We start from the raw sequence: 24476 nt of genomic DNA on the forward strand, positions 1-24476 counted from the left end.
ATGCGTCAACGTCCTGCGGCCCTCATCTTTATTCTGGCGACCGCCCTGATTGACGTGATGGGCATTGGCCTGATCATTCCCGTGCTGCCGGGGCTGGTCAAGGAACTGGCGGGGTCGGAGGCGGCAGGGGCGCGCTTCATCGGCTGGCTGACGTCGGCCTACGCGGTGATGCAGTTTCTGTGCGCGCCGATTCTGGGCACGCTCTCGGACCGCTACGGGCGGCGGCCCGTGCTGCTGCTGAGCCTGCTGGGCATGGCCTTCGACTACGTGCTGCTGTACTTCGCGCCCAGCCTGGGGTGGTTGCTGCTGGGCCGCCTCGTGGCCGGGGTGACGGGCGCGAGCCTGACGGTGGCGAACGCCTACATCGCGGACGTGTCGCCGCCCGAGGACCGCGCGAAGAACTTCGGGCTGCTGGGGGCCACCTTCGGGCTGGGCTTCATCCTGGGACCGGCGCTGGGCGGGTTGCTGGGCGACTTCGGGCTGCGGCTGCCGTTCCTGGCGGCGGCGGGCCTCACGGGGCTGAACTTTCTGTACGGCCTCCTGGTGCTGCCCGAATCGCTGCCCGCCTCGGCGCGGGGCCGGCGGCTCAGCCGCAGCGCGCTCAATCCCTTCACGCCGCTCAAGGCCCTGGGCGAGTACCCCATCACGCGTAACCTCGCGGGCACCTTCGTGCTGCTGGGGCTGGCGGGACAGACCATCTTCAGCACCTGGGTGCTGTACACCGAGGGGGTGCTGAACTGGTCCCCGGCCCAGAACGGCGTGGCCCTCGCGTTCTTCGGCCTGCTGACGGCGGGTGTGCAGGCGGGACTGATTGGCCGGGCGATGGCGGTGCTGGGCGAGCGGCGCACCATCTTGCTGGGTCTGGTCATGTCGGTCGGGGAGTTCCTGGTGCTGAGCTTCGCGCGCACCTCCTTCCTGCTGTACCTCTCGCTGATCTTCGGCGCGCTGGGCGGCCTCGCCAACCCGGCCATCCAGGGCCTGATCAGCCGCCAGGTCAGCGAGACCGAGCAGGGCCGGGTGCAGGGGGCCATCACCAGTCTCAACAGCCTGGTGGGTGTGGTGGGGCCGATTCTCGCCACGGCCGTGTTCGCGTACTTCAACGGGGGCGGCGCGGGGGTGCGCCTCCCCGGTGCGGCGTTCCTGATGGGCGCGGCCTTTGCCGTCCTCGGCACGCTGCTGGTGTGGGCGGTGCTGCGGCGGATGCCTGGGCAGAGGGCGGGGGTACCAGGCGAGGTGAATGGGGATTAGGGCGGGGCGCAGAAAGGTTGCCGCCTTTTGGCGACCTTTCCGAGCGAAGCGAGAAGCGCCAAAAGGGCGGCGCGCAGTGGAGTGGACGCCCAGAACGCGCGGCAACGCAACGGAGCGCCGCTCCTAGTCCTCGGCCACCCCGCCCCTGCCCACCTCCCACACCCGTGTCGCCACCCGGCCCACCAGCGTGCGGTCGTGGCTGGCGAGCAGCACCGTGCCGGGGAAGGTGAGGAGGAGGCCTTCCAGCGCCTCAATCGCGGGGAGGTCCAGATGGTTGGTGGGTTCGTCCAGCACCAGCACCTGCGCCCGCGTCACGTTCAGGCGCGCGAGGCTCAGGCGGGTGCGTTGCCCGCCCGACAGGCCCGCGAGGGGAACAGCGGGACCCGGAAGCTGCACCTGCGCGGCGACCTCGTGGAGCTGGTGCGGCGTGAGGGCGGGATTCGCGTTCAGCAGCGCCTCCCCGACCGTCCCCAGGCCCGCGAGTTCCTCGCCGTGCTGGCCCGCCGCGTAGAGGCACAGGCCCTGGCCCCAGTGGACCTCGCCCATGTGGGGCATCTGGCCCAGCAGGGCCGCCAGCAGCGTGCTTTTGCCGCCGCCGTTGGGTCCGGTCAGGGCGATACGGTCGCCCCGGCGCACGTCCAGGCGGACGCCCGACAGCACCGCCTGCCCGCCGCGCGTCGCGCTCAGGTCGCGGACGGTCAGCACCTCGGCGGGGCCGGGTGGGGCGTCCGGGAGGTCGAGGCGGACGGTGCGGCGGTCCTGGTAGGGCTTTTCGGCGGCGTGGGTGTCCAGGCGTTCGATCTGGGTTGCCAGTGCCCTGGCGCGGGCGGCGTGGACCTTCTGGCCCCACTCGGCCTTGCGGCCCGCCAGCATCTTGTCCCCGTCGGACGCGCGGTTGCGGTTGAAACCCGCCGCTGCCTTGCTGGCCCGCCGCCGCTGTTCCTCGTCCAGCGCCTCCCGCCGGCGTTTGTAGGCCGCGTGATCGCGCGCCTGCGCCTCCCGCAGCGCGGCCTTCAACTCCATCGCGGCCGTGTACGCGCCGGGGTAGACCGTCAGCCGCCCGCGTTCCAGTTCCGCCGTGCGGGTCGCTGCGGCGTCCAGAAAGGCGCGGTCGTGGCTGGCGAGGACAAAGGCCGCGTCACTGGCGCGAATCCAGCCTTCCAGCCACGCCGCGCCGCCCGCGTCCAGGTGGTTGGTCGGTTCGTCCAGCAGGTACAGGTCGGCGGGGGAGAGGAGCAGCCGGGCCAGCATCACCCGCCGGGTCTGCCCGCCGGAGAGCCGCGCCGCCTGCGCCTGCGGATCCAGCCCCAGACCGTGCAGCACGCCCGCCGCCCGCACCCCGAAGTCATAGCCCCCTGCCAGGCGGTACGCTTCCTCGGCTTCCGCGAAGGCATTCAGCGCCTCGTCGGTGCCCTCGGGGAGTCGGGCCGATGCCCCGTCGAACGCTTTCTGTGCCGAGCGCAGGTCTTCTGGCGTCACCGCGTCCAGCACGGTGCCTGTTCCGCCGTCGGCGTGCTGGGTCAGCAGGGCCACGCGGCCCACTCGCATCACCGTGCCCGCGTCGGGCGCATCTGTCCCCGCCATCAGGCGCAGCAGGGTGCTTTTGCCGCTCCCGTTCTCCCCGATCAGCGCGAGCCGCTCGCCCACGCCGACCTCCAGGTCCACATCCTCGAAAATCGTCTGGTCGCCATACACGCGGGCGACCCCCTTCAAACGCAACAACAAGACCAACCCCCTGCGGGTGAGGCCGTCCCACACGCGGCGGGACGAGGCTTCAGGCCGAAAGTCAGAGCAGGGGGAGGTGGCGCAAGATTGGAGAACTCCGTGGAATGAAGGAAAGCGGGACGCCGGGGAACCCGGACCGTCGGGGTCAGGCTAAGGCAGGGGCCACGCGGGCGGGATGCGCCAGATGACGTATCGAACGGCCTCCGGCCACTGCATGAGCCTTCGGCGCTTTCCCGAGGCTCACTCCCGCCGCCGCAGCACCAGCGCCAGCAGAAAAATCGCCGTGTTGACCAGCACGATGGTCGCGCCCGGCGCGGTGTTCAGGAAATAGCTGAGGTACAGCCCCGCCACGCCGCCGACCGTGCCCAGCAGGGCGGCGAGCAGAATCATCTTCTTCAGGCTGCGGGCCAGCAACCGGGCGGCGGCGCTGGAGGTGATCAGCAGGCTCACGCTGAGGGTGGTGCCCACGAGTTGCACGGTCAGCACCACCACCAGGCCAATCAGGATCAGCAGCAGGTTGTTCAGCCCACGCACCGGCAGGCCGATGGCGCGCGCCTCGGTGGGGTCGAAGGAGGCCAGCAGCAGTTCCTTTTGCACCGCCGTCAGCAGCACGCCGACGACCACCGTGACCCCCAGCGCCGCCCACAGGTCGCCGGGCGTGACCCCCAGCGGATTGCCAATCAGGAAGTTGCTCAGGTCGGTGGTGAAGGTGGAGGCACGCGAGAGCATCACCACGCCCAGCGCGAACATCCCCACGAACACGATGCCGATGGCGCTGTCCTGCTTCAGCCCGCTGCGCTGGCCGACCGCGCCGATGCCCAGCGCCGTCAACACGGCCGCTGCCAGCGCCCCCACGAGCAGGTTCCCCCCCGTCAGAAACGCCCCCACGATGCCGGGCAGCACCGCGTGGCTCATCGCGTCCCCGATGTAGCTCAGCCCGCGCAGCACCACCCATGCCCCCACCAGCGCACACAGCACACTGACCAGCACCACGGCCGCGATGGCCCGCAGGAAGAAGTCGAATTGCAGGGGGTCGGTCAGCCAGTGCATCAGGCGGCACCTCCGGTGGCAGGTCGAGGTGTCCAGGCGTCGAGGCGTCGAGCAGGCCAGCCTCGACCGCTCGATCCCTCGACTTCTAGACACAGTTCAGGCCGCATCACGCCTCCGCATGGGTATGCCCCAGGTGGCTGGAGCTGAACGTCGCCTCGATGTTGCGCGGCGTGTAGACCTCTTCCGGCGTGCCGTCCGCGATGATGCGGCGGTTGACCAGCACGAGGTGGTCGCACCAGCGCCGGGCCTGTTCGAGGTCGTGGGTGACCATGACCACGGCACGGCCTTCGCCTGCCTGGGCGCGCAGCAGGGCCATCAGTTGCTCCTGGGTGCCAGCGTCCACCCCGGTCAGCGGTTCGTCGAGCAGGAGCACCCGCGCGTCCCGCGCCAGCATCCGCGCGAGCAGCACCCGTTGCCGCTGCCCGCCGCTCAGCGCCCCGATATGCCGCCCGCGCAGGTCGTACACGCCGGTCTGCCGCAGCGCCTCCGCGACCTGTTCGCGGTCGGCGCGGCCCGGCCAGCGCAGCCAGCCTACCCGCCCGGTGCGGCCCATCATCGCCACGTCCCAGACGGTGACGGGAAAGGCCCAGTCCAGCGTCTGCTGCTGCGGCACGTAGGCCACGTCGTCCTGCACGCTCCCGCCGTCAGTAAAGACGACCTCGCCCGTGGTCGGGGTGGTCAGACCCACCAGCGTTTTCAGCAGCGTGCTTTTGCCCGCCCCGTTCGGCCCGATGATGGCGCTGAAGGTCCCCGGCACGAAGCGCACGCTCGCGTCTTCCAGCGCCGGCTGTGCGCCGTACCGCACCGTCAGGTTCTCCACGCCCAGCATTCGGCCAGGATAGCGCGGGGAGTGTTGATATTGCGAGGGCGGAATCAAGAAGGGGCGTGGGTCGCAGGACGCGGTGCGCGGTAAAAGAGCTTTTCCTGCGTACTGCATCCCGCGCACCGCTTACTTCAGTGCCCTGACAATCGTGTCCACATTCGCCCGGAACGCCTTCAGGTACGTATCCCCCGCGCTGCCCTGCGGACCGAGGGCGTCGGTGTAGAGGGGCGGGGCGACCTTCGCTCCGGTTTCGCGGGCGAGGGTCTGGGCGAGGCGGGCGTTGACGGTGTTCTCGGTGAAGATGACGCGCGTGCCGCTTTTCTTGACGGTCTGCACCAGTTCGGCCAGTTCGCGGGCGCTGGGTTCGCGCTCGGTACTCAGGCCCGGCAGCACGGTCCCGACGACCTTCAGGCCGTAGCGGGCCGCCAGGGAATGCAGGCTGTCGTGGTTGGTGACGAGCTGCCGCCGGGCGGCAGGCAGGCGGGCGAACTGCCCTTTCGCGTAGGCGTCCGCCGCCGCGAGTTGCTTGAGGTAGGCGGCGGCGTTGTTCGCGTAGGTGGCCTTGCCCGCCGGGTCAAGCCGGGTCAGGGCCGTCTGCACGTTGCGGACATACCCAGCGGCGAGGGTGGGGTCCCACCAGGCATGGGGGTCAAGTGTGGCGTGCCCGTGGCTGTCCGGTCCGAGCGGGTGCAGCCTCAGCCCCGCGGTGAGTTCCCTGACCGGCACGCGGGGAGCCGCCGCCTTCAGCTTCGGCAGCCAGGGTTCCAGGCCCGCGCCGTTGGCGAACAGCACCCGGCTCCCCGCCAGGCCGCGAATGGCGGCGGTGGTCGGCTGAAAACTGTGCGTGTCGCCGCCGGGGGGCACAATCACGTTCACCTGCACGCGCTGGCCCCCCACCACCTTCACGAAGTCCCCGAGGATGCTGGTCGTCGCGCTGACGGGGAGGGCCGCCGCCTGGGCTGATGGGGAGGCGCAAGCCGCGAGACTAACGGCTAGAAGAAGCGATGCTGAGAAGCGTCCTCTTTGGGACGGTTGGGGAAGCGTGGGAAGACAGGGGCACATAATGATTTATCTTTATCAAAAAGAGGTGGCTTCTGGATGAAATCCTCCTCATCCCCGCGGCCCTGTCCCGGCGCTCCCCCCTGGCAGCGATTCCACGGGGCGGCTTACACTGCGCCCCATGACGCAGGCTGCCCCCCTCCCCGAGTGGTACAAGAGCGCCGTCTTCTACGAACTCTCGGTCCGCACCTATGCCGACGGCAACGGCGACGGCAAGGGCGACTTTCCCGGCCTGACCGGAAAGCTCGACTATCTCAAGAATCTGGGCGTGGACTGCCTGTGGCTGCTGCCGTGGTACCCCAGCCCCCTGCGCGACGACGGCTACGACGTGGCCGACTACGTGGGCATTCACCCCGACCTGGGCACGCTGGACGACTTCAAGGTCTTCCTGCGCGAGGCGCACGCCCGCGGCCTGCGCGTGATCGGCGACCTGGTGACCAACCACACCTCCTCCGACCACCCGTGGTTCCAGGCGGCGCGGCGCGGCCCCACCCTGCCCGACGGCAGCCCCAACGAGTACTTCGACTACTACGTCTGGAGCGATACCGGCACCGAATACGCCGACGCCCGCATCATCTTCACCGACACCGAGACGAGCAACTGGACCTACGACGAGCAGGCCGGCAAGTACTACTGGCACCGCTTCTTCTCGTCGCAGCCCGACCTCAATTACGACAACCCCAAGGTGCAGGAGGAACTGCTCACGGCCCTGCGCTTCTGGCTGGACCTGGGGCTGGACGGCTTCCGGGTGGATGCCGTGCCCTACCTGATCGAGCGCGAGGGCACCAACTGCGAGAACCTGCCCGAGACGCACGCCATCCTCCAGAATCTCCGCCGCGTCGTGGACGAGGAATATCCGGGCCGCCTGCTGCTTGCGGAGGCGAACCAGTGGCCGGAGGAGGTCGTGGAATACTTCGGCACCGAGGCGAACCCCGAGTTCCACATGTGCTTCAACTTCCCGGTGATGCCCCGGCTGTATATGAGCCTGAAGCGCGAGGACACCACCTCCATTCGCGAGATCATGGGCCGCCTGCCGCAGATTCCCCGATTCGGCCAGTGGGCGACCTTCCTGCGCAACCACGATGAACTCACGCTGGAGATGGTGACCGACGACGAGCGGGCCTTCATGTACGCGGCCTACGCGCCCGACCCGCGCATGAAGATCAACGTGGGCATCCGCCGCCGCCTCGCGCCGCTGCTCGACAACGACCGCCGCCGCATCGAGCTGCTGACCACCGTGCTGCTGGCCCTGCCCGGCAGCCCCATCCTGTACTACGGCGACGAGATCGGCATGGGCGACAACCTCTCGCTCTCCGACCGCAACGGCGTGCGGACCCCGATGCAGTGGAACGCGGGCATCAGCGGTGGATTCTCGACCGCCCTGCCCGAGCAGTGTTTCTTTCCGCCCAACCAGGACCCGGTGTACGGCTACCAGCGCGTGAACGTGAACGCCCAGGAACAGGACCCCGGCAGCCTGCTGCACTGGGTGTCCCGCCAGCTCGAGGTGCGCCGCCACCTCCCCGCCTTCGCGTACGGCGACCTCACCTTTATCGAGACAGGCAACCCCGCCGTCCTGGCCTTCACCCGCCACCACGACGGCGACACCCTGCTGATTGTCAGCAACTTTGCCGGGAACGCCCAGGCCGCGCAGCTCGACCTCTCTGCGCACGTGGGCCAGCGTCCTGTCACGCTCGCCGGGGGCAGCCACTTCCCGGTGGTGGAGGAGGGCGGCGTGTACCCGATGACGCTGGGCAAGTACGACTATTACTGGTTGAAGCTGGGGGGGGTGAGATAGCGGGGAGCGGCCAGCTTCCAGCGACCAGCGGCCAGCCCAAACAAAAAGGCCCCAGCGTTTGCCGGGGCTTTTCTTTCTGCTGGAAGCTGGCGGCTGGCTGCTTCCCTCAATCCCTGCTGCTCCCCGCGAACCCGAACAGCCGCAGGATAAACAGGAACATATTGATGAAATCGAGGTACAGGGCCAGCGCGCCGTTGATAGCGGCCCGCTCGGCCATCTCGCCGCTGACCCCGCTCAGGGCGAGGTTGCGCAGCATCTGCGTGTCGTAGGCGGTCAGGCCCGCGAACAGCAGCACGCCGACGATGCTGATGCCCAGGGTCAGGGCGCTGCTCACCACGAACAGGTTCACCAGCATGGCGACGAACAGGCCCAGCACGGCGAACAGGAAGAAGCGGCCCATCGCGCTGAGGTCTTTCTTGATGACGAAGCCCGCCACGCTCATGGCCGCGAAGGTGCCTGCCGTGGTCAGAAAGGCCGCGATGACGGCACTGGGGCTGTAGGCGAACAGCAGGGCGCTGAAGGTGAGGCCGGTCAGCGCGGCGTAGGCGATGAACAGCAGGCCCGCCACGGCGCTGCTGAGGCGCTGCGCGGCCAGGCTCAGCACGAACACCAGCGCGAGCTGCGCCAGCACCAGCGGCAGCCGGAACTGCATCACCTGATACGCCAGCGCCTCGTTCTGCGCCGTCAGGTACGCGACCCCGGCCGTCAGCGCCAGCCCCGCCGCCATCCACGAGTACGTCCGCGCCATGAAGGTCCGGACCAGATTTTCCGTTCTTGTGGCAGTCAGTTGCATACGGGACAGGATACGGGGGATGGGGGGGAAAGGTTCCCGGAGGAGCGGCCAGCTTCCTGCCGCCAGCTTCCAGCAGCAGGAAGCTTGAGCAAAAGCCGCAGTCTCTACTGGTTGCTGGCTGCTGGAAGCTGGCGGCTTCCCTACCTCCTCACCAGCAGTGCCAGCGGGAACCCCTCCAGTACCCGCGCCAGCGGGATTTTCTCGCCCCTGGCCTGGAAGCGCTGGCCGGTCAGCACGTTCTCGTAGGTGCCGGGGCGGGGGAGGGTCAGTTGGCGGTTGCCCCACACCTCGCCCAGTGCCCAGGGGGTGCGCTCGCGGGTGAGGGTGTACGTCAGGCGCGGGGCGACGGTCACGGCCACCTCGTCCCCGTGTTCGCGGGCAAAGGCCAGCAGGTACTTCCCGGCCTCGATGGGGCGGTAACGGCCCTGCCGGAACAGGTCGGGGTGGGCGGCGCGGGCCTGGAGGGCGGCCCACGTGACCAGCAGCTTCACGCCGCCGTCCTCGTAGCGCGCGAGGAGGTCCCCGGCGAGCCGCAGGCCGTCGCCCGCGTGGCGTTTCTCGATGCGGGCAAGCAGACGGGTGCGCCAGGCGTAGTCCACCGGGCGGCGGTTGTCGGGGTCCACCAGGCTCTGGTTCCAGCCCTCCGACCCCTGGTAGGTGTCGGGGACGCCGGGGGCGGTCAGGCGGACCAGGGCCGCCGAGAGGCCGTTCTGCGCGCCGTAGGGGCTGACACGGGTATGCAGTTCGCGCAGGCTTTCCGCGAACCGCTCCTCGGACAGCAGCCCGCGCACCAGGCCGTCCAGCGCCTCCTCGTACTCGCCGTCGGGGGAGGCCCAACCCGTGCGGAGTTTGGCCTCGCGTGCGGCCTTGAGAGCATAGGCGCTCAGGCGGTCCGCGAAGTCGTCCAGCCGCCCGTCCAGCGGGTAGGCTCCCAGCGCGGACTGGAGGAAGGTGTAGACGTCGAGCGCGGTGGGGGCGGGTCCCAGGTCCAGGGAACGTTCCAGCGGCCGAATCAGGGGCGACCAGGCGCTCAGGTACGCCGCCCAGGTCTGCGGCAGTTCCGACAGCACGCTGATGCGGGCGCGGGTGTCCTCGCCGCGTTTGGTGTCGTGGGTGCTGCCCGCGAGCATGGAGCCGGGCCAGTGTTCCGCCCGCTGCGCCGCGTCCCGGTGAAACGCCTGCCGGGGCGTGCCGAACAGCGCCGGGTCGCCGCCCACCTCGTTCAGTGAGAGCAGCCGCGCGTAGCGGTAAAAGGCTGTATCCTCCGCCCCCTTCGCCGTCACCGGGCCGGTGAGCTGCTGGAACTTGAGCGCGAAGCCCGCGTAGCGCTCGCGGGTGGCCTCGTCGGGCGCGTCGAGCTTGAGGACCGCCTCCAGAAAGTCGAAGAGGCTGGGGTCGAGGTCGCGCTGGCCCTGGCGGCTGTGGCCCCGCGCGTCGCGGACGGCCTGCTCAATCTTGGCGTTGTCGCCCGGCTCGCGCGAGCCGTCGGGGCGCACGTAGGTGCGGTACACCGGGAAGGCGGCGATGACCTCGCGGATGGCGTCCCGCAGCGCCACCAGCGTGAAGTCGCGCGAGCGCAGGTCAGCTTCCGCGATGCGTTCCAAATGCTCGGCCAGCACGTTCACCTCGCCGGGCAGCGAGACGCGCTGGATCAGCAGCTTGCCGCGGTAGAGGTGTTCGCCGTAGCTCTCGCGGTCCCCGGTGAAGCGGCGGTAGATGGCCGTCAGCTCCTCCTCGCTCTGGCGATCCACGAAGACGCCGTTCAGTTGCGCGAGGAAGTCGTAGCCGGTGGTGCCGTGAACCGCCCAGTCCTCGGGCAGCCGCTCGCCGGGTTCCAGAATCTTTTCCGCGACCACGTAGAGGGGCAGTGCCTCACCCTCCCGCCACTCGCGCCCCAGCGCCTCCGCCGCGCCGCGTTGCAGCGCCCGGAAGTACCCCGCGGGGTCGAAGAGGCCGTCGGTGTGGTCGAGCCGCACGCCCTGCACCACGCCGTCTTGGACGAGTTCGAGCAGCCTCGCGTGCGCCCAGGCGAACACGCGCGGGTCTTCCATCCGCAGCGCCGCGAGGTCGTTGATGTCGAAAAAGCGCCGGTAGTTGATTTCCTCGGCCGCCACCCGCCAGGAGGCCAGGCGGTAGTTCTGTTCCTGAATCAGCGCGTCGAGGCGGGCGGGGTCGGCATTCACGGCCTCCACCACGCGGCCCAGGGCCGTGCGAACTGCGGGGGACGCTTCCGCCAGCGCCCCCAGACGGCGGGTGATGACTTCGCCCTCCTGCGCCCGCGCCAGGCGGTCCTCGTCGGTCAGGTCGGCGCTCGCGCTGCGGGGGAGGTTGCCCGCCGCCCGCGCGACGGAGGCGAGTTCGGCCTGCTCGGGCGTCCCGGCGTCGAGTTGCCCCGCCACCTCCTCCAGCAGCGGCGCGAGGGTGCGCGGCGAGAGGGGCAGGCGGCGTTCCCAGTAGGTGAGGAAGAAGCGTCCGCCCTCCCGCCCCAGGTGCAGTTCGCCGCGCTCCAGCACGCGCCCGTACTGGTCGCCCAGCACCGGCAGCAGCACCTTGTTCTCCAGCGCCCGCTTGAGCGGCTGCCAGGAGATGTCGAAGAAGTGCGCGTAGCGGCTGGCCTGCCCGTGGGTCAGCACGTCTTCCCAGTACGGATTGTGCCCGCCCTGGATGCCCATGTGGTTGGGCACGAAGTCCACGATGAGGCCCAGGCCCAGTTCCCGCGCCCGCGCCGCCAGCCGCCGCAGCCCCCCCTCGCCGCCCAGTTCGGGGTCCACCCGCGCGTGGTCGGTCACGTCATAGCCGTGGGTGGACCCCGGCGCGCTCGTCCAGACCGGGGAGAGGTACAGGTCCGTGATGCCCAGCCGCTTCAGGTACGGCAGCACCCGGCGGGCCGCCGCGAAGTCGAAGTCACGGTGCAGTTGGAGGCGATAGGTGGCGGAGGGGAGGTGGGTTGTGGGTTGTGGGGCGTGGGGCGTGGGGGCGGTCATGTGTCAGTCCCCAGCAGCACGGCTTCCCCGCGTTCCAGGCGCGGTTCCTCCCGGCCTTCCGAGTGGCGCAGCACGCCCGCAGGGAGGGGGAAGGGGAGACTCAGGGTCTGGGCGTCCACCACTTCCCGGCCGACGTTCCACAGGAGCACCCGCTCGCCCGCGTCGGTGATGTGGCGCACCCACAGCACGTCCCCGACGCTTCCGGCACTGAGATTCCGGCGTTCGCGGTCCTTCAGCACGGGGTCGTCGCGGCGCAGGTGCAGGAGGTCGCGGTAGAGGGCCAGCGTGCGGGCGTGTTCGCCCCTCTCGCGCTCGGTCCAGTCCAGCTTCGCCATCTGGAAGGTGGCCTCCGCCTGCGGGTCCAGCACGTTCTCGCCGCTGAAGCCCTCGAAGTGGCCGAATTCCTTCTTGCGGCCCTCGCTCACCAGTTGCCCCAGTTCGCCGTGATGGTCGCTGAAGAAGGGGAAGGGCGCGGAGGTGGCCCACTCCTGGCCCTGGAACAGCAGCGGCGTGGTGGGCAGGCTCAGCAGCAGCATGGATGCGCCCCGGAACATGGCGGGCGTGACCCGTTCGAGGTGGTGAATCCGGTCGCCCACCGCGCGGTTGCCAATCTGGTCGTGGTTCTGGATGAAGTAAACGAAGGAGGGCGAGTTCAGCGCGTCGGCGGGCTTGCCGCGCGGGACATCCTCCAGCGGCCAGGTCTGCCCCTCGAACACCCAGCCCCGGTTGATGACGTTCGCCAACGCCGCCGCGCCGCCCTGGTACGGGCCGTAGTAGCCGTCGCGGTCGTCCGTCAGCGTGACGCGCACCTCGTGGTGGAAGTCGTCCACCCACATGCCGTCGAGGTGGTACTCGGTGACGATGTCCGGCAGGTTGCGGTAGTCCTCGGCCAGCAGGAGGTGGGTGCCGCCCAGCCGGTGAACCTCGTCCGCCAGTTCGCGCAGGATGTGGACGGGGGAATCGTCGGACATGCTCTGCGTGGCGTCCAGCCGCAGGCCGTCGAAGCGGTAGTCACGCAGCCACATGCGGGCATTCCCGGTGATCAGGCGGCGCATGTGCGGTTCGGCGTAATCCAGCCCCGCCCCCCACGGGCTGGAAAAGCGGTCGGTGAAGTAGCGCGGGCTGTAGGCGCTCAGGTAGCTGCCGTCCGGCCCGAAGTGGTTGTACACGGCGTCCAGAAACACGCCCAGGCCCAGGCCGTGCGCCGCGTCCACCAGGACCATCAGGTCTTCCGGGCGGCCGTAAGGCGCATAGGGGGCGTAGAGGGCCACGCCGTCGTAGCCCCAGCCGCGCTGGCCGGGAAAGGCCGCCAGCGGCATCAGCTCGATGGCGGTAACGCCCAGGGCCTTCAGTTCCGGCAGCCTCTCCATCGCTGCCCGGTACGTTCCTTCGGGTGTGAAGGTGCCCACATGCAGCTCGTAGAACGCGCACTCGCCCAGCGGGAGGCCGCGCCACTCCGTGTTCTGCCAGGTGTAGGCGTGCAGGTCCACCACCTCGGCCTCGCCATGTACGCCGTCCGGCAGGAAACGGGCGTAGGGGTCTGGGATGGGCACGCCGTCCAGCAGGAACAGGTAACGCGCGCCGGCCCCCACGGGCAGGATCAGTTCGAAGATGCCGTCCCCCTGCGCCGGCATGGGGTGGTCCGCGCCGTCCACGCGCACGCCCACCTCCCTTGCGGTGGTGGTCCAGACGCGGAAGCGTGTGCCTCCCCCGTCCGGCAGGAGGTGAGCGCCCAGCCGGGTGGCGGGGTTGTCGGCGTCGGGGGGATTCTGGGGAAGGTGGGAGGAAGTCGTCATAGCAAAACTCCTGGCCGCCCCCCGGGAATGGACGGCGGCGAACGGGTCAGGGTAGGGGGGTGAGGTCAGCCGGGGATGAGGGACCGTTCAAGGTCCAGCTCAGGCCTGGAGAAATCAGGCCGGGTGGTCCTCGCCTGCCTGGTTCTCCTTGGGGGTCGTCTGGCTGCAACGGTAGAGCTTGACGCTGCGGGCACGCAGGGACGTTTCCTGCCCGGCGTCCACCTGTTCCTGCGCCGCGTCGTCGGTGGTATCCAGCAGCAGTTCCCACTTCTGGCAGCCGCCCAGCTCGGGCAGGCGGAAGGGCAGGTCCACGTAGGAGCTGCTCAGCAGCAGCAGCAGGTGGTCGTCGCGCAGGGGCTGGCCCGCCGGGTCCACGTCGTCCAGGCCGTCCCCGGCGAGGAACATGCCCAGGCTCTGCGTCTCGGGGTTGTTCCAGTCCTCGTCGGTCATCTCGGCCCCGTCGAAGCGCAGCCACACGATGTCGCGCACGTCCTCGCCGCGGATGGTGCGGCCGCTGAAGAACTTGCGGCGGTGCAGCGCCGGGTGCGACTTGCGCAGGGCAATCAGCTTGCGGGTCAAGGCCAGCAGCGCCTCGTCCACGTTCTGCCAGTCGTACCAGCTGATTTCGTTGTCCTGACAGTAGGCGTTGTTGTTGCCCTTCTGCGTCCGCCCGATCTCGTCGCCGCCCAGCAGCATTGGCGTGCCCTGGCCCAGCAGCAGGGTCGCCAGGAAGTTGCGCTGCTGCTGCCGGCGCAGGCGGCCAACCTCGGGGTCGTCCGTCTCGCCCTCCACGCCGCAGTTCCAGGTGATGTTGTGGTTGTGGCCGTCCTGGTTGCCCTCGCCGTTGGCCTCGTTGTGCTTCTGCTCGTAGGTGACGGAATCGCGCAGGGTAAAGCCGTCGTGCGCGGTCACGAAGTTGATCGAGGCGTAGGGCTTGCGGCCGTCGTTCTGGTACAGGTCGCTGGAGCCGGTCAGGCGGTAGCCGATTTCGGAGGCCAGCCCGCCCTCGCCCTTCCAGAAGGCGCGCATGTCGTCGCGGTAGATGCCGTTCCACTCGGCCCAGTTCACCGGGAAGTTGCCGACCTGATAGCCGCCCTCGCCCACATCCCACGGTTCGGCAATCAGCTTGACGCGGCTGATGACCGGGTCCTGATGGATGATGGTGAAAAAGCCCGAGAGCTGGTCGACTTCGTGCAGCCCACGCGCGAGCGTGCTGGCGAGGTCGAAACGGAAGCCGTCCACGTGCATCTCCGTGACCCAGTAACGCAGCGAGTCCATGATGAGCTGGAGGGTCTGCGGGTGCCGGACATTCAGGCTGTTGCCGGTGCCGGTGTAGTCGAAGTAGAAGCGCGGGTTGTCGGCGACCAGGCGGTAGTAGGTGGGGTTGTCGATGCCCTTGAAGGACATGGTCGGCCCCATGTGGTTCCCTTCCGCGGTGTGGTTGTACACCACGTCCAGAATCACCTCGATGCCCGCGTCGTGGAGCGCCCGCACCATGTTCTTGAACTCGGGCACCGCGCCCGCCGGGTCGCCGCGCCGCGCCGCCGCCGAGTAGCGCACGTCCGGCGCAAAGAAAGCCAGCGTGGAGTAGCCCCAGTAGTTCGTCAGGCCCTTGTCCAGCAGGAAGGGGTCGTCCACATGCTGATGCACCGGCAGGAACTCTATGGCGGTGATGCCCAGCTCCCTCAGGTACGTCAGGATCGGCTCGGTCGCCACGCCCGCGTAGGTGCCGCGCAGCGCCTCGGGCACGTCGGGGTGGGTCATGGTGAGGCCCTTGACGTGTGCCTCGTAGATCACCGATTGGTGAAAGGGAATGTTCGGCTTGACATCGCCCACCCAGTTGAACCCCGGGTCGATCACCACGCCCAGGGGTGCGCCGCGCTGCTCCTCGGTCTGCATCACCGTGTCCTCGCCGCCCGGCACGTAGCCGAAGACGCCCGCGTCGAAGCGTTCGGTGCCGTCCAATGCCTTGGCGTAGGGGTCGAGCAGGACCACGTTCGGGTTGAAGCGCAGGCCTTGCGCGGGCGCGTACTCGCCGTGGACACGGTAGCCGTAGCGCTGCCCCGGCCCGATGTCCGGCAGGTAGCCGTGCCACACGAAGGCGGTACGCTCGCCCAGGGGATAGCGCGTCTCGGTGCCGTCCTCATCGAACAGGCAGAGGTCCACCCCCGCCGCGTTCTCGGAATACAGCGCGAAGTTGGTGCCCTGGCCGTCCCAGGTCGCCCCCAGGGGGTAGGGATGGCCGGGAAGCAGGCGGGGCTGGGCAGCCTCTGCGGTTTGGGGAAGGGGTTCGGTGGTCGTCATGCTGGCCTCCACGGGCGCGCGGCCCGACTCGTTTAGAAAGGTAGACATCAAAAAGCGGCGGCTCCCGGTCAACCCGTGAAGTCGCCGCTCATGGCTGGAAACGTTACCAGAACCTTCTCATCGGGCAGGCGAAATGGCTCACACACTCCCGATGTCTCAAGGATGACGCAAGGCCACCCGCCTCTTCAGAACGGCTGCCTCAGACCAGCAGCTTTAGAACCCCAGCCGCCCGCGCGGTCCCTGAAGCTGGGCCAGTTTCTCCGGCGTCCACAGTTCGTAGGTGTACATCGGGTACTGCCGCTTGAACCGCCCCACCCGGTCCCACACCTCGCGCGACTCGGAGGGCACCACCAGCAGCAGGCGAATCACGCTGTCCTCGGCGTCGTAGATGTAGAAATCGAAATAAAAGGACTGCTCGTTGCCCTTTTCGGTGAACAGCGGAAAGGAAAAGGCCCGGTAGCGCCACGCCTTGTTCTTCTGGGTCAGGATGTGGGCCGCCACCCGTTTGAGGCTGCTGTCGGGAAAGGTCAGCCGCTCGCCGTCGCGGTCGCGGAACACGGTGTCGGCGGGGGGAGCGTCCAGTTGCACCCGCTTGAGTTCGGGCAGCGGCTTTTTCTTAGCCAGTTTCGGGGGGGCCTGCCGCGCCGGGCCGGGTTTGAACGTCCGCTCGCCCGTCCCCCCGCGTTCTCCCTCGCCTGGGCCGCGGCGGGCGGGGTTGGTGGTGCGGCCCGGCCGGGCCGTGCTGCTGCGGGCCTCCTCCCGTTTCTGCGGAGCCGAGTCCGGCTGGCCCGAGCGTCCCTCCTCCCGGCGCGGCGTGCGCTCCCGCACGGGCCGGGTGCTGTCACGGGTGATGCCCCCGCGTCCCTGCGCGGTGTTGCGCTTGGGTGTGCGGCCTCTGGAGCCTTTTTTGGGTCCGGTCATGGGGGTAGTGTAGCGGCCAGCCGCCAGCGTTCAGCGGCCAGCACAACAGAAGCCCCAGCCTGAGCTGGGGCCTGCGTCTTTGCTGGTTGCTGGCGGCTGGCCGCTGCGAGCTTCCTACTTCGCCAGCCCCCGCACCACGCTTAGGTTCACGAAGCGGTCCAGATCCGGCACGTCGCGCGCGAAGCCCGCCTCCTTGTTGAGCTGGGCGTATTCGGCGAGGGTCTTCAGGTTGATGTCCCAGGTGACGCGGGTGCGGGCCAGCGCTTTGAACAGCTCATTGGTATTGGGCCGCTTGCCCGTGAACGTCTGAATCTGGTCAGCAATCGCCTTCTGCGCGCCCGCGTTGCTCTTTCCGATGAAGTTGATGGCGGCGAGGTGCCCGCGCAGCAGGTCTTTCACGGCCTCGGGGTTCTGCGCGGCGTATTTCGTGTTCACGACCAGCACGGTGGTGGTGTAGTTGCCGCCCGCCCAGATGGCTTTTTCATTGGCAATGAGTTTCGCGCCCTGCGTCTCCATCACCGCGCCCCAGGGTTCCTGCACCAGCGCGGCGTCCACCTGCTTGCCTGCAAAGGCGGCGGGCATGTTGGCCGGGTCGATGGGCACGATGGTGACGGTGCCGCCCTCGTCAGTGGCCTTCAGGCCGTTCTCGTGCAGCAGGTGGCGCAGGCTGATGTCCTGGGTGGAGCCGCGTGTGGGCACGGCGACCTTCTTGCCCGCGAGGCCCTTCACGTTGCGAATCCCGCTGTCTCCCCGCCCGACCAGCACCGCGCCCGCGTTGGCCGCGCCCGCATACACCTGAATGGGGACGCCGCGCATGAAGGCGTTCATGGCCGGGCCGGGGCCGACATAGGCCGCGTCAATCGCCCCCGCCGCAAAGGCCTCGTTGACCTGCGAGCCGTTGGCGAACTCCTTGACCACCAGCTTGACGTTCCCCAGTTCCTTCTGGAAGAGGCCGCGCTGGACGCCGACCAGCCCGGCGGCGTGCGTGACGTTGGGAAAGACGCCCAGGCGGAGTTCCTTGGCCTGCTGCGCCTGCGCGCCCCCCGCGAGGAGGGCCAGTGTGGTGAGCGAGAGAATGGTGCGCTTCATAAAACAAAGCCTAGCAGATAAGTTGACTTCTTTTGTAGACTAATACCGCCAGGCGTGGGGCTGCCTCCTTCTTGAGGCCCGGGTGTGCAAAGTCAGGAGGGCTGGCCGGGGCCGGGTCCTGTACCGTTGGACCATGCAGACCCGACTCCTGCTCCTGACGGCTGGCGCTGCTCTCCTGGGGAGTGCCGCTGCGGCAAACGTCAGCACCACGCCGACCTCCATCAGCTACCGCACCTTTCACTACACCTGCGACGGCGGCAAGAAAATCAGCGTCTCGTACGTGAACTTCGGCAAGAACGGTCCCCTGTTCGCTGTCTTGAACTGGAACGGGCAGCAGTACGGCCTCTCCCAGGCGGTCTCGGCCAGTGGTGCCCGTTACGCCAGCCTGTACGGCCCGACCGTGAGCGGCGGCGGCCTGGAGTGGTGGGAGCATCAGGGACAGGCCAATCTGAACACCTTTGTGGGGAGCGACACGCGGAACACCCGCGCGCTGCTGACGGGCTGCAAGACCCGGCGCTAAGCCCCCCCGCCCAGCAGCCGTTTGAGCAGCATCAGTTGGCCCACGTGGTAGGCATTGTGGTCAGCCACCAGCAGGAACTCGCGTAGCCAGGTTTGGTCCTCTCCGTTTGGGACGGTGGCGAGAAGGTCGGTCTGCGGGTCGTCCAGCAGCCCCAGCAATGCCGCCAGGTCATCACGGAACGCCTGTGCTTCAGCCTGCCACTCTTCCAGGGTGGCGGCTTTTTCTTTCCCCGGCCAGTAGTCGGCGGGCCAGTCCGGTTCCGAATACTCCGCGTCCCGCACGAAGTTCAGGATGTCGCGCTGGGTGAAGCGCAGGTGCGAGAGGACTTCCCAGGCGGAATAGGGGAGGGTCTCCACCCGTTCGTTGATGCGCTCCAGCGGAAAGCCTTCCAGCATATCGTCCAGTGTGACGTGCGCCTGGCGGGCGGTGAGGAGTACCCGGACATGGGCACGCAGCGCAGCGTCGGCAGTCTCGTTCATCCCGGTGGTCATGCCCGACTGTACCGCCCCGCATCGTTGCTTCCCTCGCCCTCCCGTTTGCGCGGCCCGCGTACAATCTTCCGGTGACGGTCGCCGCCCCCAACCTCTCCAGACTCCTGCCGACCGCCCCGGTCGGAAACGTGCTGCTGCTGCCGCAGGTGGCCCGCGCCGCGCTGTTTGCCGCCCACCCCGGCCCCGCCGTGCTACTCACCACGCCTGACCGCGTGGCGACCTACGCCTCGGCGGGGGCGCTGGGGGCACCCGTCAGCGTGAATCCCGGCCTGCGCGACTGGGACGCCCGCCACGAGCATGTCGTGCTGGACGTGAACACGGCCCTGGACCTCTTTCCCGCTCACCCGGAGGACCACGCCCTGACCCTGCGCGTCGGGGGGAGCTACCCGCGCGAGGAGCTTCTGAACCGCCTGGAACGCCTGGGCTATGAGCGCGACGAGGAACCAGGTTATTTTCTGCGCGGCGACACGCTGGAGCTGCGGCTGGAACCGGGCGCAGGCGTGCCGGACGGGGAAGACCCGCTGTGGCTTCGCGCCGAGTTCTTCGGGGACGAGCTGGACACGCTGCGCCACCTCGCGCCGGGCGAGATGACCGGCGAGCGCATTCAGACCTTCACGCTGGAACCCACCGCCGACTACCTGACGGAAGTCAAATGGGACGCCACCCGCCTGGACCTGCTGCCCGGCCGCGTCTTTCTGGATTCGCCCGAGTTCTACGCCTCGGCCCTCGGCCCGTTGGCGGACACCCTCTGGCCCCGGCTGCGCGAGCGGGAAGTGACCTCGTTTGGTCGCGCCCCGCTGGACCTGACCGACTTCGACCTGGGCCTCAAGACGCTGCCCTTCTACCGCGCCCGCCTCTCCGACCTGGAGCGCGACGTGGACGAGTGGCGCGGGGCGGGCTACCGCGTGATGATTCTGGTCCGCCATGACCGCACCGCCGCTTATCTGGCCGACAAGCTCCTGAACACCCATGAGATTCCCTGGCTGAGCGTGCCCCGCGTGGAGGAAGGTGGCCTGGGCTTCCTGCGCGCGAACGGCGAGGGCGGCTTTGCCATTCCCGAACACCGCACGGTCGTCCTTACCGAGGACCTGGTTTACGGCTTCCAGGGCGGCTCGGCCCTGCGCGGCAGGAAGCTGGCCGGCAAGCCCGTCACCGACGCGCTGGGCCTGCACGTGGGCGACTACCTGATTCATCCCGAACATGGCATCGGCCAGTTTCAGGGCCTGGAAACGCGCACGGTGCTGGGCGTTACCCGCGATTACCTCAACCTGGAATACCGGAACGGCGCGCGCCTCGCGGTGCCCATCGAGCAACTGCCGGTGCTGCGCCGCCACCCCGGTACCACCGACGACCCGCCGGTGCTGTCCTCCTTCGACAAGAAGGACTGGGCCAGGGCGAAGGAAAAGGCCCGCAAGAACGCCGAGGAAGTGGCCGCCAGGCTCCTCGTGCAGTACGCCGCGCGGCAGGTCACGCCCGGCAACGCCTTCCCGCCGCAGCCCGAATGGGACGCGCAGGTGGAGAAGAACTTCAAGTTCGACCTGACCGCCGACCAGAAGACGGCGCTGAAGGAAACGCTGAAGGACCTGGAAGCCCCCCACCCCGCCGACCGCCTGATTTCCGGTGACGTGGGCTTCGGCAAGACCGAGGTGGCCCTGCGTGCCGCCCACCGCGTCATCGGGCAGGGCAAGCAGGTGGCGATGCTGGTGCCCACGACCCTGCTGGCCGAGCAGCACACCTCCACCTTCGTCGAGCGCTTCAAGGACCTGCCCGTGCGGGTGGAGGGCCTCTCCCGCTTCACGGGGGACAAGCAGGGGCGGCAGATTCTGGCGGACCTCGCCCAGGGCAAGGTGGACATCATCATCGGCACGCACCGCCTCCTTTCCAGCGATGTGCAGTTCAAGGACCTGGGCCTCATCATCGTGGACGAGGAACACCGCTTCGGCGTGGGGCAGAAGGAGAAGCTGCGTGCCCTGCGCGGCCTCCCCGACGTGCCCAAGGACGGCAAGCTGGACATTCCCGAGGGCGTGAAGGCGGTGGACACGTTGGCGCTGTCGGCCACCCCCATCCCGCGCACCCTCTACATGAGTATGGTCGGCCTGCGTGACATGAGCAGCATCCAGACGCCGCCCAAGGGCCGCAAGCCTATTCAGACGGTGCTGGCCCCCTTCGACCCCGTGACCGTCCGCGACGCCATCCTCAACGAGATCGAGCGCGGCGGTAAGGTCTTCTACATCCACGACCGCATCGCCTCCATCGGTGCGCGCAGTCTCTACCTCCGCAACCTCGTGCCCGAGGCGCGCATCGGCGTGGCGCACGGGCGGATGAACGAGGAGGAGCTGGAGGAAATCATGCTGGGCTTCGAGCAGGGCGCGTTCGACGTGCTGCTCTCGACCACCATTGTCGAGACGGGGCTGGACATTCCCGAGGCGAACACCATCCTGATCGAGCGGGCCGACCGGCTGGGTCTGGCGCAGCTCTACCAGCTTCGCGGGCGGGTGGGGCGGCGGCAGCAGACCGCCTACGCCTACCTCTTCTACCCGCCGCGCATGACCGAGAACGCGCAGCGCCGCCTGTGGGCGATTGCCGACCTGCAAGACCTCGGCTCCGGGCACCTGCTGGCCGAAAAGGATATGGAGATTCGCGGTGTGGGCAACATCCTGGGCGAGGAGCAACACGGGCACGTGCAGGCCGTCTCCATCGACGTGTACACCGAGATGCTGGCGCAGGCCGTCGCCCGCCTGAAGGGGGAGACGGTGGAGACGCCCGCCACCGTCAGCATCGACCTCCCCATCAACGCCCGCCTCACGCCCGAGTACTTCGACGGCGACGAGGAAGCGCGCATCGCCACCTACGGGCGGCTGTCGGAGGCGCGCACGCTTCAGGCCATCAGCCGCGTGGAGCGTGACCTCCGCAAGAAGTACGGCCCGCCCACGCCCGAGGTCCAGAACTTCATCGACCTCGCCAAGCTGCGCCTGACCGCCGTCGCCAAGCGGGCGCTGAGCATCGGGGAGACGATGACGCACCTGCAAATTACCTTCGCGTACAAGGGCCTCGACTACGACGCGCCGGGCCTGAAACGCTTCCCGCACAAGACGGAGGTGACAACCTTCCCGCCGAGCGTGAAGCTGGAGAAGAAGGGGCTGAAGCCGGACGACTACGCACGGACGTTGATTGATTTGCTGGGGTATTTCGGGTGAGGGACCCCTCAGTCGGCTGCGCCGACAGCTCCCCTGAAAAGGGAGCCAGAAAGCAAAAAGCCTCCCTTGTAAGGGGAGGTGGCCCGAAGGGCCGGAGGGGTCTATCCGCCTAAGCTAAAGCTATGCGCGACGCATACACCCGCCACCTGGCCCCCCGTGCCCGCGAACTGAGGAACAACCAGACCCCCGCCGAGCGCAAACTCTGGTTCGAGTTTCTCCGCACGCATCCGGCCAGATTCCGGCGTCAGGTGCCGCTTCAGGGTTACATCCTTGATTTCTACGCGCCCTCGCTGAAGCTCTGCCTCGAACTGGATGGTCGCAGCCACGACGGGCAGGCCACGCAACAGTACGACGCCGAGCGCACGCGGCAGCTCACGGCAAGCGGAATTCGGGTGGTGCGCTTCAGCAATGCGGAGGTGCTGGGCCAGTTCGCCGGGGTGTGCGCGGCCATTGACGGGGTTTGCCGGGGTGAGGCTCCGTTCTGAGCAAAAGAAAAACCGCCCACCCCACGGGCAGGCGGCTTCTGACTTCCCTTCCTTACACGCTGATTTCCGCGAACCGCGCATTCTCCTGAATGAAGCGCTTGCGCGGGGCGACCTCGTTGCCCATCAGGTTCTCGAAGACCTCGTTGGCGACGATCAGGTCCTCGACCTGCACCTGCTTCAGCGCGCGCGTCTCGGGGTTCATGGTGGTGTCCCAGAGCTGGTCGGCGTTCATCTCGCCCAGGCCCTTGAAGCGCTGAATCTCGTACTTCTTGCCTTCCTTGTTGGCGCGGGCGACGTGCGTCTTGAGTTCCTCTTCCGTGTAGAGGTAGGTGCCCTTCTTCTCGCGGCCCACCATGATGCGGTACAGCGGCGGCTGCGCGATGTAGAGGTAGCCCTGCTCGACCACGGGGCGCATGTAGCGGTAGAAGAACGTCAGCAGCAGCGTGGCGATGTGCCCGCCGTCCATGTCCGCGTCCGTCATGATGATGATCTTGTGGTAGCGGAGGTTGGAGAGGTCGAAGTGCATCCGGTCGCCGGTGCCCTCCACGCCCGCGCCGATGGCCCCGATCAGGGCGCGAATCTCGGCGTTCTTCAGAATCTTGTTGAGTTCCGCCTTCTCGACGTTCAGGATCTTGCCGCGCAGGGGCAGGATGGCCTGGAAGCGGCGCTCACGGCCACCCTTGGCCGAGCCACCTGCAGAAATCCCTTCCACGATGAACAGTTCGGACTCGCTGGGGTCCTGGCTGGAGCAGTCGGCCAGCTTGCCGGGCAGGTCGTCGTTTTCCAGGGGGTTGGAGCGGCGCACGATGTCGCGGGCCTTGCGGGCGGCCTCGCGGGCGCGGGCGGCCTCGGCGGCCTTTTCCACGATGGTCTTGCCGACCTTCGGGTTTTCCTCCAGGAACTCCGCGAACTTCTCGCCCACGATGGCGTTGACGGCCGTCTGCGCCTCGCTGTTGAGCAGCTTGACTTTCGCCTGCGACTCGAACTGCGGCTCGCCCAGCTTGACCGACACCACGCAGTAGATGCCTTCCAGCAGGTCGTCGCCGCTGGGCACCGGGTTGCCGGACTTGATCAGGTTCTTGTCCTTGGCGTACTTGTTCAGGATGCGCGTGTAGGCGGTCTTGAAGCCGGTCAGCGGCGTGCCGCCGTCGCGCGTGCGGATCATGTTCGCGTAGGTCAGGATGTTGTCGCTGGAATAGGTGTTGGCGTGGATGAACGCGACCTCGACCTCCACCTCGCTGTGGCTCCCGCGCATCACGATGGGCTGGTCGTACAGCAGCTTGGAGTCGTCGGTGACCAGGGCGCGCGCGAAGTTGGCGATGCCGCCCTGCTCGAAGAAGGTTTCCTCGCGGACCTCGCCGCCGTGCAGCTCGGTGCGTTCGTCGCGCACCACGATCTTCAGGCCGGTCAGGTAGGCCAGCTCGCGCAGGCGGCCCCGGATGCGGTCGTAGTTGAAGAGGTTCTCGAACTCGGAAAAGACTTCCGGGTCGGGGTGGAAGGTAATCTTGGTGGACCACTTCACGCCCTGCGGCGTCTTGCCCAGCACTTCGAGCGGCGTGGACACGGCCCCCTTCTCGAAGCGGATGTGGTGCAGCTTGCCACCCTTGTTGACCGTCGCGTCGAAATAGGTGGAGAGGGCGTTCACTACGCTGCTGCCGACGCCGTGCAGGCCGCCCGATACCTTGTACGCGCCGCCGCCGAACTTGCCGCCCGCGTGCAGCTCGGTAAAGATGACCTCGATGGCGCTGCGGCCCTCGGACTTCATGATGTCCACGGGAATGCCGCGCCCGTTGTCGGTGACGGTGGCGCTGCCGTCGGCGTGCATGATCACGTGAACCTCGTCGGCAAAGCCGCCCAGGCCCTCGTCGATGGCGTTGTCAATGATCTCGGTCAGCAGCTGGTGGTAGCCGTCCACGCCGGTGCCGCCCTGCACGTACATGCCGGGGCGTTTGCGAACCGCTTCCAGCCCCTTAAGAATGGAGATGGAGCTGGCGTTGTACTCGTGGGTCTGCGTCATGGTCCTCCTGCGTGGCCCCGGTGGGGCAGTGATGATGTTCGAATTCGGAAGCTGGGCCGTGGAGGCCGTTTGGCCAAAAAATCGGCGCTGCGTGCGCCTCCGAAGGTCCTCCCAGTATACAGGATGAGTTGAAACGGGTCAAATGGATTACGTATTAGACGTAATATGAGGCGCTGACT

The 24476-nt window shown here is 68.2% G+C and carries 17 protein-coding genes; 5 read left to right on the plus strand and 12 right to left on the minus strand.

The window, feature by feature from the left end; translation table 11 throughout:
• Window positions 1-1248 carry a TCR/Tet family MFS transporter gene (locus ABEA67_RS10495; protein WP_345464878.1) on the plus strand — a complete coding sequence of 416 codons (1248 nt, stop codon included), beginning with the start codon at window positions 1-3 and terminating at the stop codon, window positions 1246-1248.
• A 123-nt stretch (window positions 1249-1371) separates the two neighbouring features.
• On the opposite strand, the gene ABEA67_RS10500 is transcribed toward ABEA67_RS10495, so the two are convergent.
• From ABEA67_RS10500 to mntC, 4 genes are all read right to left on the minus strand, one after another.
• On the minus strand, window positions 1372-2973 hold the full coding sequence (locus tag ABEA67_RS10500) for an ABC-F family ATP-binding cassette domain-containing protein (RefSeq protein ID WP_345464879.1): 1602 nt from the start codon (window positions 2971-2973) through the stop codon (window positions 1372-1374).
• Between the two features lie 240 nt (window positions 2974-3213).
• Window positions 3214-4023, minus strand: coding sequence for a manganese ABC transporter permease MntB (mntB, locus tag ABEA67_RS10505; RefSeq protein ID WP_345464880.1), 810 nt, complete (start codon window positions 4021-4023; stop codon window positions 3214-3216).
• A gap of 106 nt (window positions 4024-4129) precedes the next feature.
• Entirely contained in the window at window positions 4130-4852 is a 723-nt protein-coding gene (mntA, locus tag ABEA67_RS10510; RefSeq protein WP_345464881.1) for a manganese ABC transporter ATP-binding protein MntA, read from the minus strand.
• Window positions 4853-4972: 120 nt separating this feature from the next.
• Window positions 4973-5908 carry a manganese ABC transporter substrate-binding protein MntC gene (gene mntC, locus ABEA67_RS10515; protein WP_345464883.1) on the minus strand — a complete coding sequence of 312 codons (936 nt, stop codon included), beginning with the start codon at window positions 5906-5908 and terminating at the stop codon, window positions 4973-4975.
• 118 nt (window positions 5909-6026) lie between these two features.
• Here mntC and treS point away from each other — a divergent pair, with 118 nt between their 5' ends.
• Window positions 6027-7700 carry a maltose alpha-D-glucosyltransferase gene (gene treS, locus ABEA67_RS10520; RefSeq protein WP_345464885.1) on the plus strand — a complete coding sequence of 558 codons (1674 nt, stop codon included), beginning with the start codon at window positions 6027-6029 and terminating at the stop codon, window positions 7698-7700.
• 106 nt (window positions 7701-7806) lie between these two features.
• On the opposite strand, the gene ABEA67_RS10525 is transcribed toward treS, so the two are convergent.
• The 6 genes from ABEA67_RS10525 to ABEA67_RS10550 all read right to left on the minus strand — a co-directional run bounded on the left by ABEA67_RS10525 (window position 7807) and on the right by ABEA67_RS10550 (window position 17587).
• Window positions 7807-8493, minus strand: coding sequence for a Bax inhibitor-1/YccA family protein (locus ABEA67_RS10525; protein ID WP_345464887.1), 687 nt, complete (start codon window positions 8491-8493; stop codon window positions 7807-7809).
• A gap of 140 nt (window positions 8494-8633) precedes the next feature.
• Window positions 8634-11477, minus strand: a complete 2844-nt coding sequence (gene treY / locus ABEA67_RS10530) for a malto-oligosyltrehalose synthase (RefSeq protein ID WP_345464889.1) — start codon at window positions 11475-11477, stop codon at window positions 8634-8636.
• Complete coding sequence (treZ, locus tag ABEA67_RS10535; RefSeq protein WP_345464891.1) at window positions 11474-13273, minus strand: malto-oligosyltrehalose trehalohydrolase; 1800 nt, start codon at window positions 13271-13273, stop codon at window positions 11474-11476. Before treZ ends, treY begins: the two co-directional genes overlap by 4 nt.
• 114 nt (window positions 13274-13387) lie before the next feature.
• Complete coding sequence (gene glgX, locus ABEA67_RS10540) at window positions 13388-15577, minus strand: glycogen debranching protein GlgX (RefSeq protein ID WP_345464893.1); 2190 nt, start codon at window positions 15575-15577, stop codon at window positions 13388-13390.
• Between the two features lie 213 nt (window positions 15578-15790).
• Window positions 15791-16498 carry a hypothetical protein gene (locus ABEA67_RS10545; protein WP_345464895.1) on the minus strand — a complete coding sequence of 236 codons (708 nt, stop codon included), beginning with the start codon at window positions 16496-16498 and terminating at the stop codon, window positions 15791-15793.
• 114 nt (window positions 16499-16612) lie between these two features.
• Window positions 16613-17587, minus strand: a complete 975-nt coding sequence (locus tag ABEA67_RS10550) for an ABC transporter substrate-binding protein (protein ID WP_345464897.1) — start codon at window positions 17585-17587, stop codon at window positions 16613-16615.
• Window positions 17588-17720: 133 nt separating this feature from the next.
• Here ABEA67_RS10550 and ABEA67_RS10555 point away from each other — a divergent pair, with 133 nt between their 5' ends.
• Window positions 17721-18107, plus strand: a complete 387-nt coding sequence (locus ABEA67_RS10555) for an MliC family protein (protein ID WP_345464899.1) — start codon at window positions 17721-17723, stop codon at window positions 18105-18107.
• On the opposite strand, the gene ABEA67_RS10560 is transcribed toward ABEA67_RS10555, so the two are convergent.
• On the minus strand, window positions 18104-18598 hold the full coding sequence (locus tag ABEA67_RS10560) for a DinB family protein (RefSeq protein ID WP_345464901.1): 495 nt from the start codon (window positions 18596-18598) through the stop codon (window positions 18104-18106). The genes ABEA67_RS10555 and ABEA67_RS10560 overlap by 4 nt on opposite strands.
• Window positions 18599-18669: 71 nt before the next feature.
• Here ABEA67_RS10560 and ABEA67_RS10565 point away from each other — a divergent pair, with 71 nt between their 5' ends.
• Together ABEA67_RS10565 and ABEA67_RS10570 are read left to right on the plus strand one after the other, a co-directional pair.
• Window positions 18670-21795 carry a DEAD/DEAH box helicase gene (locus ABEA67_RS10565; protein ID WP_345464903.1) on the plus strand — a complete coding sequence of 1042 codons (3126 nt, stop codon included), beginning with the start codon at window positions 18670-18672 and terminating at the stop codon, window positions 21793-21795.
• Window positions 21796-21917: 122 nt separating this feature from the next.
• Window positions 21918-22280 (plus strand): endonuclease domain-containing protein, encoded by a 363-nt coding sequence (locus ABEA67_RS10570; RefSeq protein WP_345464905.1) that lies wholly within the window; start codon window positions 21918-21920, stop codon window positions 22278-22280.
• A gap of 52 nt (window positions 22281-22332) precedes the next feature.
• Here ABEA67_RS10570 and ABEA67_RS10575 read toward each other — a convergent pair whose 3' ends face one another.
• Window positions 22333-24297: a DNA topoisomerase subunit B gene (locus ABEA67_RS10575; RefSeq protein ID WP_345464907.1), complete on the minus strand. Its 1965-nt coding sequence runs from the start codon at window positions 24295-24297 to the stop codon at window positions 22333-22335.
• Between the last annotated feature and the right edge of the window lie 179 nt (window positions 24298-24476).

The organism is Deinococcus carri (assembly GCF_039545055.1).
Taxonomy (GTDB): Bacteria; Deinococcota; Deinococci; order Deinococcales; family Deinococcaceae; genus Deinococcus; species Deinococcus carri.

What these genes read in the sequence shown, in the direction of transcription:
- glgX (WP_345464893.1), bottom strand. Translation starts at nt 15,577, where the DNA reads ATGACGACCACCGAACCCCTTCCCCAAACCGCAGAGGCTGCCCAGCCC.
- treS (WP_345464885.1), top strand. Translation starts at nt 6,027, where the DNA reads ATGACGCAGGCTGCCCCCCTCCCCGAGTGGTACAAGAGCGCCGTCTTC.
- ABEA67_RS10555 (WP_345464899.1), top strand. Translation starts at nt 17,721, where the DNA reads ATGCAGACCCGACTCCTGCTCCTGACGGCTGGCGCTGCTCTCCTGGGG.
- ABEA67_RS10560 (WP_345464901.1), bottom strand. Translation starts at nt 18,598, where the DNA reads ATGACCACCGGGATGAACGAGACTGCCGACGCTGCGCTGCGTGCCCAT.
- ABEA67_RS10575 (WP_345464907.1), bottom strand. Translation starts at nt 24,297, where the DNA reads ATGACGCAGACCCACGAGTACAACGCCAGCTCCATCTCCATTCTTAAG.
- treY (WP_345464889.1), bottom strand. Translation starts at nt 11,477, where the DNA reads ATGACCGCCCCCACGCCCCACGCCCCACAACCCACAACCCACCTCCCC.
- ABEA67_RS10495 (WP_345464878.1), top strand. Translation starts at nt 1, where the DNA reads ATGCGTCAACGTCCTGCGGCCCTCATCTTTATTCTGGCGACCGCCCTG.
- treZ (WP_345464891.1), bottom strand. Translation starts at nt 13,273, where the DNA reads ATGACGACTTCCTCCCACCTTCCCCAGAATCCCCCCGACGCCGACAAC.
- ABEA67_RS10545 (WP_345464895.1), bottom strand. Translation starts at nt 16,498, where the DNA reads ATGACCGGACCCAAAAAAGGCTCCAGAGGCCGCACACCCAAGCGCAAC.
- ABEA67_RS10550 (WP_345464897.1), bottom strand. Translation starts at nt 17,587, where the DNA reads ATGAAGCGCACCATTCTCTCGCTCACCACACTGGCCCTCCTCGCGGGG.
- ABEA67_RS10570 (WP_345464905.1), top strand. Translation starts at nt 21,918, where the DNA reads ATGCGCGACGCATACACCCGCCACCTGGCCCCCCGTGCCCGCGAACTG.
- mntC (WP_345464883.1), bottom strand. Translation starts at nt 5,908, where the DNA reads ATGTGCCCCTGTCTTCCCACGCTTCCCCAACCGTCCCAAAGAGGACGC.
- ABEA67_RS10525 (WP_345464887.1), bottom strand. Translation starts at nt 8,493, where the DNA reads ATGCAACTGACTGCCACAAGAACGGAAAATCTGGTCCGGACCTTCATG.
- mntA (WP_345464881.1), bottom strand. Translation starts at nt 4,852, where the DNA reads ATGCTGGGCGTGGAGAACCTGACGGTGCGGTACGGCGCACAGCCGGCG.
- mntB (WP_345464880.1), bottom strand. Translation starts at nt 4,023, where the DNA reads ATGCACTGGCTGACCGACCCCCTGCAATTCGACTTCTTCCTGCGGGCC.